Genomic DNA, 13,052 nt, shown 5'->3' with positions numbered 1-13,052 from the left:
CCTATGTCACTGCAAACTCAAGACATTATCCGGCGCTCCGGCACCAACTCCCTTACGCCGCCGCCGCAGGATCGTAACCATCAGCAAGAGGTGGCCAAACTTATCGACGTCACCACCTGTATTGGCTGTAAAGCTTGTCAGGTGGCGTGTTCGGAGTGGAACGATATTCGTGATGAAGTCGGTCATAACGTCGGGGTGTACGATAACCCCGCCGATTTAACCGCCAAATCATGGACGGTGATGCGCTTCTCGGAAGTGGAAGATGAAGAGAGCGGCAAGCTGGAGTGGCTGATCCGCAAGGATGGCTGCATGCATTGTGCTGATCCGGGCTGCTTGAAAGCCTGCCCGTCGGAAGGGGCTATCATTCAATATGCGAATGGTATTGTCGACTTCCAGTCAGAGCACTGCATCGGCTGTGGTTATTGCATCGCCGGTTGCCCATTTGATGTGCCGCGCATGAACAAAGACGACAACCGGGTGTACAAATGTACGCTCTGTGTCGATCGTGTGGGTGTTGGTCAGGAACCGGCCTGTGTGAAAACCTGCCCGACCGGGGCAATTCACTTTGGCACCAAAGAGTCGATGAAAGAAGTGGCCGCAGGCCGAGTGGCGGAATTGAAAACCCGTGGCTTTGATAACGCCGGGTTATATGACCCGGCGGGCGTCGGCGGCACCCATGTGATGTATGTGCTGCATCATGCGGATAAACCTCAGCTTTATCATGGTTTGCCGGAGAACCCGACGATCAGTCCGACGGTCACTTTCTGGAAAGGTATCTGGAAACCACTGGCGGCGATTGGTTTCGCTGCGACATTTGCTGCCAGTATCTTCCATTACGTTGGTGTTGGCCCGAACCGGGTGGAAGAAGAAGAGGACGAAGAGCATAAACCGGATGCCACTCCTTCTGCTACAGTGTCCAAGGAACCAGAGCAGACCACCACTGAGCACTCAGACGACGGGGAGACGCGGAAATGAAAAAAGAAAAGCGGATCCAGCGCTACAGTGCGCCGGAGCGAATCAACCACTGGATAGTGGCTTTTTGCTTTATATTAGCGGCGATCAGTGGCCTGGGGTTCTTCTTCCCGTCATTTAACTGGCTGATGAATATTTTTGGTACTCCACAGCTGGCGCGCATCCTTCACCCCTTCGCCGGAGTGATTATGTTCGCCGCCTTCCTCATCATGTTTTTCCGTTACTGGAAACATAACTTGATCAATAGGGAAGATCTGGAGTGGGCGAAAAATATCCATAAAATCGCCATGAATGAGGAAGTGGGTGACACGGGGCGCTATAATTTCGGTCAGAAGTGCGTATTCTGGGCTGCTATTATCAGTCTGGTATTGTTGTTGGCCAGTGGCGTTGTTATCTGGCGGCCTTACTTTGCGCCTTCTTTCCCGATCCCATTGATTCGCTTGGCGTTGCTGGTGCATTCGCTGGCCGCAGTGGGATTGATTATCGTGATTATGGTGCATATTTATGCTGCCCTGTGGGTCAAAGGCACCATTACCGCGATGGTGGAGGGCTGGGTACCCGATGCATGGGCTAAAAAGCACCATCCGCGTTGGTATCGTGAGGTTAGCGCCAAAAGGCAGCTGCAGAAAAAACAGGAAGAGAAACCCTGATGAGTATTCGCATTGTCCCTAAAGAGAGATTAGGAAAACAAAGCGAAAAAGGCACAACGGCGGGGAATATCCCGCCGTTACTTTTCGCGAATTTAAAAAGTTTGTATACCCGGCGAACCGAGCGTTTGCAGCAGTTAGCATTGGATAATCCACTCGCTGACTATCTGGATTTTGCGGCTAAAATTACCCAAGCCCAGCAAAAAGCACTGCATGACCATCCGCTGGTGCTGGATATGCAAGCGGAATTGGCGCAATCCGCTGTTAGCGGTAAACCCCCGCTGGATTTGAGCGTTTTTCCGCGTACTGACCATTGGCGCAAGCTACTGTCAGCGCTGATTGCCGAGCTACGCCCAGATGCGCCTGACCATATTCAGGCAGTATTGGATAATCTGGATAAGTCTTCAGTGCATGAGCTGGAACTGTACGCAGATGCATTGTTAAACCGCGAATTTGCTAATGTTGGTAGCGAAAAAGCGCCATTTATCTGGGCCGCACTCTCATTGTATTGGGCGCAAATGGCCAGCCAAATTCCGGGCAAAGCCCGTGCTGAGTATGGTGAGCACCGCCAATTCTGCCCGGTGTGTGGCAGTATTCCGGTCTCCAGTGTGGTACATATTGGCACCAACAATGGTTTGCGCTATTTGCACTGCAATTTGTGTGAAAGCGAGTGGCATGTGGTGCGAATTAAATGCAGTAACTGCGAACAGACGCGCGATTTGAACTACTGGTCGCTGGACAGTGAATTGGCCGCAGTGAAGGCGGAAAGTTGCGGTGATTGCGGCACTTACCTGAAAATTTTATATCAGGAGAAAGACCCGATGGTCGAAGCTGTTGCTGACGATTTAGCCTCATTGATTCTTGATGCCAAGATGGAGGGCGAAGGTTTTGCCCGCAGCAGTATTAATCCGTTTATTTTCCCCAGTGAATAGATTTCCTGGCGAATGAATAGGTCTACAGGTGAGAAAATTTTCAGGTGAATAGAGCTTAACGTTGGCTCTATCTCATTTAATTAACCCCGCTGAGTGACTATGAGCGCAGAACCCCATCATCTTTACAGCCAGTTACCGGCTATCGACAGTGTGTTACGGGCGCCAGAAATGGCCCCTTTGCTCGATGAATATGGCACCACATTGTTAACTGAAACCCTGCGTTTGATGCAGGCGGAAGCCCGTGAACATATTCGCCAATTTCATTCATTGGCTGATTGGTGCATGGATTGGCCGGCAGCTTTACGTCAACGCCTCAACCAGCGTCAACCCGCATTAAAGCCCGTTTTTAACCTCTCCGGCACGGTTTTGCACACCAATTTAGGGCGAGCGCCTTTGGCGGAATCAGCTATTGCGGCGGTGACGGATACCATGCGCGGGGCTGTTACCCTGGAGTATTCCCTGAGCGGTGCGCATCGTGGCCATCGCGATCGCGCGGTCGCTGACTTACTCTGTGAACTGACCGGCGCGGAAGATGCCTGCATCGTCAATAATAATGCTGCGGCGGTATTTTTGATGTTGACGGTCATGGCAGCAGGAAAGCAGGTCGTGGTTTCTCGTGGTGAATTGGTCGAAATTGGCGGCGCTTTTCGCATTCCTGATGTGATGCGTCAGGCCGGCTGTCAACTGGTTGAAGTCGGTACCACCAACCGCACCCATCTAAAAGATTACCGCCAAGCTATCAATGAACACACCGCTCTGTTAATGAAAGTGCACACCAGCAACTACAGCATTGAGGGTTTTACCGCTTCTGTTGCGGAGCCGCAACTGGCGGTGCTGGGGCATGAGTTTGCCATCCCGACCGCAACAGATTTGGGCAGTGGTTCATTGGTGGATATGACTCGCTATGGTTTACCGGCCGAACCGATGCCACAGCAATTGATTGCTGCGGGCATTGATTTAGTGACTTTCTCGGGAGATAAACTGCTCGGTGGCCCACAGGCGGGGATAATTCTCGGTAAGAAACAGTGGATTGACCAATTGCAGCAACATCCGCTCAAGCGGGTATTGCGAGCCGATAAAATGACATTAGCGGCATTAGATGCCACTTTGCGCCTCTATCAGCAGCCCGACCGTTTGGCCGAGCTGTTACCGACCATGCGGCTGCTGACTCGCCCGGCGCAGGAGATTGCCGAGAGCGCTCAGCGGGTGTTGGCGGCCCTCAATCGCAGCTATGGTGCTGATTTTACACTGGCTGTAGAATCGTGCTGGTCGCAGATTGGCAGTGGGTCTTTACCGGTAGACCGGCTACCCAGTTGGGCGGTAACATTTACCCCTAAAGATGGCAGCGGCAGCGCGCTGGAAGCACTGACGGCGCGTTGGCGGGGCTTGGCTAAACCTATCATTGGCCGCGTGGCTGATGGGCGTTTATGGTTGGACTTGCGCTGCCTGGAGGACGAAGCGGCGTTGCTCAGGGAGTTGGCACCATGATTATTGCAACTGCGGGTCATGTTGACCACGGTAAAACCACGCTTTTACAGGCGCTTACCGGCGTTAATGCCGACCGCTTGCCGGAAGAAAAACAGCGCGGTATGACTATTGACTTGGGTTATGCCTATTGGCCTCAACCTGATGGCAACATTATCGGGTTTATTGATGTTCCTGGACATGAGAAATTTCTGGCCAATATGTTGGCGGGCGTGGGCGGCATCAATCATGCATTGCTGGTGGTGGCCTGTGATGATGGTGTGATGGCGCAAACCCGTGAGCATCTGGCTATTCTGCGACTGACGGGCCGCCCGACATTAACCGTCGCGCTGACCAAGGCTGACCGAGTGGATGACGAGCGTATCGCGCAGGTGCGCCAGCAGGTGATGGCTGAGCTGTTAGCCCAAGGCTGGCAGGCCGAGCAAGTCACACTGTTTGTCACGGCGGCGACGGCCGAACGTGGTATCCGCGAATTGCGCGCGCATCTGGCACGCTGCAATCAGCAAGATGCAGATAATAGCCGGTTGCAGCGGCGTTTTCGTCTGGCAGTCGACCGCGCATTCAGTGTGAAAGGCGCAGGTTTAGTGGTCACCGGCACGGCACTCGCGGGCAAAGTGGCGGTGGGTGATACCCTATGGCTCACGGGCAGCGACGGCCCGGTGCGGGTGCGGGGCATACATGCTCAAAATCAGGATACCCAGCAAGCGCAAGCGGGTCAGCGTATCGCGCTAAATATCACCGGCGCTGTCAGCAAGGAACAAATCAGTCGGGGCGATTGGCTATTGGCGCAGCAGCCACCTGAAGCCGTGGATCGGGTATTGGTTATCGTCGATGCCGATGAACCCATACAGCACTGGCAACCTCTGCATTTACATCATGCCGCCAGCCATATTACTGGGCGCTTCTCTCTGCTCAACAATCCTCAACCTGATGCTAAGAACCCAGTAATACTGGCCGAGCTATTGCTGGATACCCCTCTGTGGCTGGTTGAGAATGATAGTCTTATCCTGCGGGATATTGCTGCGAAGAAGACATTGGGCGGGGCGCGAGTCATTCATCTGGCTGCGCCCAAACGCGGTAAACGGCAACCAGCATTTTTAGCCTGGTTAACTGCATTGGCGCAGGCCACAACAGACCGCGCAGTGCTGGCATTGCATTTGGCGCAAGGCCCGGTTTCTGTGGGCAAGTTCAGTTGGGCGCGTCAGCTTAACAGCCATGATATGGCAACATTATTGGCGGGTACTGACTGTGTTGTTGCTGGCGATATTGCATTGTCTAGCCCGCATGCCCAGCAAGCACAACAAACCTTATTGCATGTTTTATGTCTTTATCATCAACAGTATAGTGACCAGCTAGGGTTAGGGCGGGCACGTTTGCGGCGCATGGCATTGCCGACATTGGACGAAGCGCTGGTGTTTCGTTTGATTGACAATATGCTGGCCCAGGGCGCATTAAAAAACACGCGCGGCTGGTTACATTTACCAGAGCATGGGCTGGGGTTTACTGAGCAAGAACAGGCGCTATGGCAGCAAGTGGCTCCCTATTTTGCTGATGCTCCATGGTGGGTGCGGGATTTAGCCACCGAGCTGGGAAGGGATGAAAGTGAGGTGCGCGCTCTGCTACGCAAAGCTGCGCAACTGGGCTACATCACCGCCATTGTCGCGGATCGCTATTATCTGAGTCAGCGTATTGAGCAGTTTGCTGATTTGATTCGTGAATTGGATGCCAGCCAAGGTAGCGCCAGCACCACAGATTTCCGCGATAGGCTGGGGATAGGCCGCAAGCTGGCGATTCAAATCCTGGAGTTTTTCGACCGCAGCGGCTTCACCCGTCGTCGGGGCAATGACCATCTATTACGCGACCGCGGATTGTTTTCTTCTGTGAATTGAGCCTCTGAGCGAGGCGTGCATTAAATCTGTTGAACAGCGATTAAGTGGCACGCCTGCGGCAAAATTACTCTGCAACCAATGAGTCTGGTTGGCGGCGGATAAAAATCATGACTAAAGCCAGCCACAGTAACCCACTGATTAAGTTGAACAGATTGAAAATGCCGCTGTTGCCCCACAGATAGGCCACTTTGGCAAACTCAATGCCCAAGGTGAAGACCATCATATTGATCATCCCCATGGCGGCTGATACCGTCCCTTTGCTGATATCACTGGAAAATAGCGTCAGCCGCACTAAACCGGCATTCGCCAGGCCGATACCAAAGGCATAGAGGCTCAGGCCCGCGGTCATCCACAAATAAGCATGGGATGAATAGAGGGTTGAGCCCGCCGCAATCATCAGGCCAATAATCATCGGGCCAGCACCATAGCGGATAAGTTGCGGAATACTGGTTTTACCGCTCAATTTCGCCAGTGTCAGGTTACCGATAATCAGCGCCCCGAAAATCGGAACCTGCAAGACACCGTATTCCACAGTTGAGAGCTGCTCACCGCTGATGAGAATCACCGGAGATTGGGCAATCCATGTCAGTAAGGGCAAGCTGGCAAAGCCCAGAGCCAGAGAGCCGCACAAGAAACGGCGGTTGGCGAGCACTTGCTTATAATCGTGCCACATTGCTCCTACCGACAACTTTTCTCCTTTGCGTGAGGCGGTTTCTGGCATGGCACGCCACAAGCCCACAAATGAAATCGCCCCCAGCACGGCAAATATTACAAACATGGACTGCCATGGGGCGACATGAATCAGGGCGGCACCCGCCAAAGGGCCAAGTAACGGAGCAATTAATGCCACATTGGCCATTAACGCGGTGATTTTGATACACACCGCCTCTTCAAATGATTCCTGAATAGTGGCGTAGCCGACTGCGCCGATAAAGCACAAACCGATACCTTGCAAGAAACGCATGGCGATAAATTGTTCAATTGTGGTGACCAATAATATGGCAAGGCACGTCACCACAAAGAATGCGACACCAACCAGCATGACCGGGCGACGTCCACGGCGATCCGACAATGGCCCTAAAAGCCATTGCAGAAACATGCCACCAGCCAGATATGCTGTCATGGAGGTTGGAACCCACTCAATGCTGGCATTAAAATCTGCGACCACGGCCAGCATTCCGGGCTGAATCATATCGTTGGCGATATAGGCGGCAAATTCGAATAATACCAAACACAAGGGAAATAAAAGCGCCCGTCGACCTAAACGCGTCGCGGGGGATAATGAAGTTTGCATAGATTAAGCTATTAATAATAAACATAAAAATTGGAATGCTCAGGCAGGATATACAGTCAGAGCATGTCAGGACGGCTATTTTGCCGTCAATATAACGTTATGGCAACAATTACCCTTCGTCCTTGATGCCGTTTCATTTACTTTGGGAATACGTCAAATTTACGTTATTGTTTGCAGCTTGATTATTGGCGTACTAAATAGTTTGAGCAAATCGGTGATAGAGAGCATGAATGACCAATAAGATTGGCTGGATTGATAATCTGCGGGCTGTCGCCTGCATTATGGTGGTCATGATCCATGCTACGACCTATTATGTCACCAGTGGTGCGCAAGTGGGGGAGGTCAATTGGGATATTGCTAACCTGCTGAATTCGGCTTCCCGTGCCTGTGTGCCGGTGTTTTTTATGATCTCCGGTTATCTGTTTTTGGGTGAAAAAAGTGCCAAGCAAAAGCATTTTACCCGTATTGGGTTGTGTCTGCTGTTTTACAGTTTAATTGCGCTTATCTACATTTCGACCCTGACCCCGATTAATGGTTTGGCGTCGCTAAAAAGTATTCTGCAAAAACCGGTGTTTTATCATTTGTGGTTTTTCTACGCCATTATTGTGATTTATCTGGTCTCACCGCTGATTAATGTCAAACCGGTATCTGGCCGCTATGTGGCGGTCGCGATTCTGTTGCTGGCCGTGGTCGCCAATCCGCAGACCAGCAAATACTCAATCGGCGGCTTTCAGTTACTGCCAATAAATCTCTATATCTACGGCGATACTTTCTATTATCTGCTGTACGCGCTGTTGGGGCGGGCTATCGGCATGCTGGAGACGCGGGGGCGCGCCATCAGTTGGGGCGCGGCATTATTGTTTATCGTGAGCGTGATATTGATTGCCATCTCGACCGAGAAACAGACGCGCATTAATGGCAGTTTCGCGGATACATTCTATATGTACTGTGGCCCATTGGTCTTTATGGCGGCGGTATCTCTGCTGGTGTGGTTTAAAAATTGTCTGAATCAGCCGATTGGCTGGTTGAGTTGGCTTGCTGGGCATTCGCTGGCTATTTATGGTTTCCATGCACTGATTATTCATTTTATCCGCACTCATCATTATGATTTTACGGGGTATCCGGTACTGGATATTTTCTATGTCTTCGCGCTGGCCTTAACTTTGAGCACGTTATTGTCGATGGGATTGCAGCGTATTGATCGGCGGCGGTTAGTCAGTTAGCCACTATTTTTCCGCGGTGTTGTGCGCGCCGCAGCTGGCGGCTGGAGGAAAATCCGGCCGCCAGTGCCGCTTTCTCCAGAGTAAACCCTTGTTGCAGACGAACTTCTGCCACGGCGACCCGCAACTGTTCATGAAATTCGCGCACACTTATCCCGACATGTTCGCGAAATAAGCGGGTTAAATGGCGGCTACTCACATGGGCTTTCTGCGCGACTTGGAGCAGCGACCACTCAGCTTGTGGTTCGGCGGACATGACATCCTGCGCCCGATGCACTGCGGGGTGGAGATGGTTGCGGTAGCGCAGCCATGGCGAAAGTTGCGGGTCATCGCCAGAACGGCGGAAATAAACCACCATCTCGCGCGCCACTTCTAGCGCAGTTTGCGGGCTACAAAAACGGCTAATCAGATGTAAGGATAGGTCAATACCGGCAGTAATTCCGGCACTGGTATATACCCCGCGATCTTCAACAAAAATACGATTTTCTTTGGTTTGCGCCGCTGGAGCTTGTTGGCGCAATCGCTCAAGAACATGATGATGAGTTGTGCATTGATAGCCATCCAGTAGCCCTGCTTGGGCCGCCAACAATGCTCCAGAACAGACGCAAACCAATATGGTTTTTTGCTCGGCAATGGCGGTTTTCTGCTGCTGTAACCACTGGCGGGCTATTGCGGCGGTTTCTGTCGCAAAGTAGTGGCGCGAATCGCTCACACCAGGAACAACCAGTAAGCTACCTGGCGGTAAGTTCTCGGGGAGCGGCTGCAACTGGCCCAGCATCATTTCGGTGGAAGACATCACCTCAGGCAATGGGCTGATATAGCAAAGGTTAAATGACCCCGCCAAGCGCAATGTTTCAGCGGGGCCAGTTAAATCCAGCGACAGCACGCCGGGCAGCAAGAGAAAATAGACATTTCGTTGCATAGTTAGTCCACAGTTACCGTCAGATAACGGTTCATATAAGCCGGAATATCCGGAGTATGCTGTAGCAAAGTATCAACAAAAGCATTGCGCTCAAAGGCCATTACCTGTAAATCCCACACGCAGAAAGATTCATCACGCGCCGCACGCCAGACTCCCTGCTGCTGTACCCAGACTTTCACGCGCAATTCGTTTTCGTTATCCCACCACCCAACAATCAGATAATTCAGGGTTTTTCCCTGATGCTCAATCACAAAACCTACGCCGGGGCGATCGACAGTTTCTGCATCATGAGGTAGCCACTGCCCCACGAGTTGATAAGCTGGGGCATAATCGGGCGCCGCCCCCTGAGCTTGTGAATAACGAATCACATAGCATTTCAGCTGCCAGTGATTAAGATTTCTAATGCCGGCGGGGGTGATAACCCGTGGCAAATAAGGTTGCGGCTGCCAATGTGCTGTTTTTTCAGCGAAGATTGCTGCTGGCGGTTGTGAATCCAGTGCTGCCAGTGTTTGTGCCACGGTATGAATGGTCGCAAACCGGTCGGCGAGCACGGTTTCTGTCCGTAACTTTAATTCTGCACTGCTCAGGAGTACGCCATTGGGCTGAGTCATCGGAAATGTCAGTGTGGCCTGGGTGACAAAAGTGACTTGATAACCCAAATCTGACGCCACCCGCGCTGTCGTCTCACAACATTGTTCTGTGCGCATTCCCGCAATAATCAGATGATTTATCTGGCGCTCTCTCAGCCATTGGTCCAGCCCTGAATCTGTCAGCGCATTATGTACCCGCTTTTGCACCGTCACATCCGCTTGATGGGAAACCAGTGACATGGGCTTAACATAGCCGGAAGCCAGTGAAAATGGGCCTTCGGGTGCTACATGGAAGACATCTACCAGCGCCACTCCCCGCTGTTTACAGCCCACAATAAGTTGGTTCAGCGCCGCCGCAAATGCGGGAATATCTTGTGGCTGCCAAAAAGATTTATGTTCAAAAGACTGTTGGACGTCAATTATCAGTAATGCGCTGTTTGTCATTTCCGGCCCTCCGCCGTGTGGGTATGCTTCCATCATCTGCGGGTTTTGTCCTGAATGGAATGCCAAATCCGGCCATCATAGGGAGTAAAAGGGACTAGATTATTAGCTTCAATACTGAGCTTAAAAAGTGAATGGGAAAATAGATTCATTAAAACAGTTTCACGGCCGAAAACACTTATTAAGAAAAGACATTATTCACCGCATGACGATATCAATGGGAATGGAATAAACCATGAAAAGCCTTAATAACACGATGCTAATCAGGAGAAATCATCAGTTAAATAAAATCCTAATGGGGATAATACTGCTGATTGCCACGATGGTGAGTGAGGCGGCAATAAATTTGGACAGAACGCGGATTATTTTCAATAGCACCGACACCTCCGTCAGTGTCACTCTGCAAAATACAAGTGAGAAATTACCCTATTTGACGCAATCCTGGTTGGAGAATATAGCCGGGCAAAAAGTGGATGGCCCATTGTCTGTCTTGCCGCCAATAAAGCGGATTGATGCGGGCCAGGAAAGTGTGGTGCGCATCATCTCGTTACCGAATATTGAGCAATTAGCCACTGACCGTGAGACTTTATTCTATTTTAATGTGCGCGAAATACCGCCAAAAAATGCAATGGCTGATGCGGTACAAATTGCCATTCAAAGTAAAATAAAGTTATTTTATCGGCCGGCGTCGATTAAAGCGGATTACAAGGATGCTTGGCAGGAGAAATTACAGTTCACTCCACAAGGCGAAGTGCTTGATATTCATAACCCTACACCATATTACGTCACATTAGGACATTTAAACCGGGATAATCGCGGTAATTTCCCCGGTTTTGATAGTGTTATGATTGCACCGTTTGGCACTGAGTCAGTTAATACGCCCGGATATAATGGCAAGCACTATAGCATCGGTTATATGGATGATTTTGGTCAGATGATTATTCGCCGGGTTAATTGCTCAACTGGCCATTGCCAAATCCAGGCTGCAAAAAAAAGTTAATCTTCTCCACAGCCTGCGGTGCATTTTAGCTTATTCACATAATGGCAGTAATTGCCGATAAAGTTTTTTGAAGATAATCCGACGCGCCGCATAATCCTGATGGCGCTGTGCATCTGGCAAATGAGTTTGTTCCAATGGCAGTGCAGGTAATAAATCGGCTAATGGGACGCCAGGATTGAGGGCAATTTGCGCTAACCGGGCGGCACCCAATGCAGGCCCAACATCACCTCCAGTTCGATATTCTAAAGTCTGGCCACTAATATCCGCCAACATTTGTCGCCAATAAGCACTGCGCGCGCCACCGCCAATTAATGTCACTGATTTAGGCTGCAACCCACTGGCATGCAGGGCATCCATCCCGTCGGCTAAGGCAAACCCGACCCCCTCCAATACCGCCCGGGCTAAATCCGTTGGGCCATGTTGGTGAGTAAAGCCCCAGAAAGCCCCTTTAGCATTCGGATTATTATGCGGCGTGCGTTCACCGGAAAGATAGGGCAGGAACCACACTGGCGTATCCGCTGGCGGCGTATTTTCCACTGCGCTAATCAGGGTTGGAACACTCTCAGTGCCGGTGAGTTGGCAAGCCCAATCAAGACAAGATGCTGCGCTCAACATCACTGACATTAAGTGCCAAGTATTGGGCAAAGCATGGCAAAAACTGTGTACTGCACTGGCGGGGTTACTTAGGAAGCCATCACTGACCGCAAAATAGACGCCAGAGGTACCCAGCGATAACATCGCTTGCCCGGCTTGATATAGACCAACGCCGATGGCACCGGCGGCATTATCACCACCGCCCGCAATGACGGGCACAGAATTGATCCCCCAGCGCTGGGCGATATCAGCACTGACATAGCCGGTTATCTGGCTGCCTTCAAATAGTGCGGGCATGTGCTGGCGATTGAGGCCGCAAGCCGCCAGCATTTCATCGCTCCAGTTGCGTTTTGCCACATCGAGCCACATTGTTCCGGCGGCATCAGACATATCACTGGCAAAGTCACCACTGATTAGAAAACGCAAATAATCTTTTGGTAACAGCACTTTATCAATGCGATTGAAAATATCTGGCTCATGTTCTGCCAACCATTTCAGCTTCGGCGCAGTAAAACCCGGCATCATCAGATTGCCGGTAATCTGGCGAGATTCCGGCACCGCCTTTTCTAGCGCCTGACACTGGGAAAAACTGCGGCCATCATTCCATAAAATGGCCGGGCGCAGCACCTTATGTTGTTTATCCAGTAAGGTTGCGCCGTGCATTTGGCCCGTCAGCCCGAGTGCTTTGACCTGCTGCAAATCATGGTCTGCGGCTAATGCTTGCATTGCTTCATCCGTGGCTTGCCACCAATCGGCCGGGTTTTGCTCAGACCATAAAGGATGTGGGCGAGAGACAGATAATGCTGCACCTTGGCTGGCAATGACTTGCCCGTTTTCGGCCAGGAGAATGGCTTTAACGCCGGAGGTGCCTAGATCGATGCCAAGGTACATGTGTGTTCCTCATAATTTATTAGGCTATTTTAGCGTGCAGCGACTGACGGGGCGGCTGTACCGATAGGCACTGCGACGGCTCACGCCGTTATGACCCATTCGGTACATTTTCCCGTATATTCAATATCTTGAGATAAATATTTACCTATTCGCCGCAGGTATCACATAGATAAAT

At 51.2% G+C, this 13,052-nt stretch carries 11 protein-coding genes; 7 read left to right on the top strand and 4 right to left on the bottom strand.

Annotation, left to right across the window (positions count from 1 at the left end):
• The first annotated feature begins 3 nt into the window (after positions 1–3).
• The 5 genes from fdxH (at position 4) to selB (ending at position 5,925) form a co-directional block, all read left to right on the top strand.
• The gene (fdxH, locus tag D5F51_RS21730; RefSeq protein WP_025376458.1) at positions 4–975 is read left to right on the top strand and encodes a formate dehydrogenase subunit beta; all 972 of its coding nucleotides are present in this window, start codon (positions 4–6) and stop codon (positions 973–975) included.
• Positions 972–1,622, top strand: a complete 651-nt coding sequence (gene fdoI, locus D5F51_RS21725) for a formate dehydrogenase cytochrome b556 subunit (protein WP_129199023.1) — start codon at positions 972–974, stop codon at positions 1,620–1,622. The genes fdxH and fdoI overlap by 4 nt, the downstream gene beginning before the upstream one ends.
• On the top strand, positions 1,622–2,551 hold the full coding sequence (fdhE, locus tag D5F51_RS21720; RefSeq protein ID WP_129199021.1) for a formate dehydrogenase accessory protein FdhE: 930 nt from the start codon (positions 1,622–1,624) through the stop codon (positions 2,549–2,551). The genes fdoI and fdhE overlap by 1 nt, the downstream gene beginning before the upstream one ends.
• Before the next feature lie 99 nt (positions 2,552–2,650).
• Entirely contained in the window at positions 2,651–4,039 is a 1,389-nt protein-coding gene (gene selA / locus D5F51_RS21715) for an L-seryl-tRNA(Sec) selenium transferase (protein ID WP_129199019.1), read from the top strand.
• Positions 4,036–5,925 (top strand): selenocysteine-specific translation elongation factor, encoded by a 1,890-nt coding sequence (gene selB / locus D5F51_RS21710; RefSeq protein WP_129199017.1) that lies wholly within the window; start codon positions 4,036–4,038, stop codon positions 5,923–5,925. Before selA ends, selB begins: the two co-directional genes overlap by 4 nt.
• 64 nt (positions 5,926–5,989) lie before the next feature.
• On the opposite strand, the gene D5F51_RS21705 is transcribed toward selB, so the two are convergent.
• Positions 5,990–7,219: an MFS transporter gene (locus D5F51_RS21705; RefSeq protein WP_025376463.1), complete on the bottom strand. Its 1,230-nt coding sequence runs from the start codon at positions 7,217–7,219 to the stop codon at positions 5,990–5,992.
• Positions 7,220–7,449: 230 nt separating this feature from the next.
• Here D5F51_RS21705 and D5F51_RS21700 point away from each other — a divergent pair, with 230 nt between their 5' ends.
• Entirely contained in the window at positions 7,450–8,442 is a 993-nt protein-coding gene (locus D5F51_RS21700) for an acyltransferase (RefSeq protein ID WP_129199015.1), read from the top strand.
• Here the strand turns inward: D5F51_RS21700 and D5F51_RS21695 are convergent.
• On the bottom strand, positions 8,435–9,361 hold the full coding sequence (locus D5F51_RS21695; RefSeq protein WP_025376465.1) for a GlxA family transcriptional regulator: 927 nt from the start codon (positions 9,359–9,361) through the stop codon (positions 8,435–8,437). The genes D5F51_RS21700 and D5F51_RS21695 overlap by 8 nt on opposite strands.
• Positions 9,362–9,363: 2 nt before the next feature.
• Positions 9,364–10,395 (bottom strand): isochorismatase family protein, encoded by a 1,032-nt coding sequence (locus D5F51_RS21690; RefSeq protein ID WP_162301875.1) that lies wholly within the window; start codon positions 10,393–10,395, stop codon positions 9,364–9,366.
• 232 nt (positions 10,396–10,627) lie between these two features.
• Here D5F51_RS21690 and D5F51_RS21685 point away from each other — a divergent pair, with 232 nt between their 5' ends.
• Entirely contained in the window at positions 10,628–11,392 is a 765-nt protein-coding gene (locus tag D5F51_RS21685; protein ID WP_025376467.1) for a fimbrial biogenesis chaperone, read from the top strand.
• 30 nt (positions 11,393–11,422) lie between these two features.
• Here the strand turns inward: D5F51_RS21685 and xylB are convergent, their stop codons facing one another.
• Positions 11,423–12,877 carry a xylulokinase gene (gene xylB / locus D5F51_RS21680; RefSeq protein WP_129199011.1) on the bottom strand — a complete coding sequence of 485 codons (1,455 nt, stop codon included), beginning with the start codon at positions 12,875–12,877 and terminating at the stop codon, positions 11,423–11,425.
• Between the last annotated feature and the right edge of the window lie 175 nt (positions 12,878–13,052).

The sequence above is a fragment of the Yersinia hibernica genome (genome assembly GCF_004124235.1).
Taxonomy (GTDB): domain Bacteria; phylum Pseudomonadota; class Gammaproteobacteria; order Enterobacterales; family Enterobacteriaceae; genus Yersinia; species Yersinia hibernica.
This window is presented reverse-complemented; position numbering and strand designations above follow the sequence as displayed.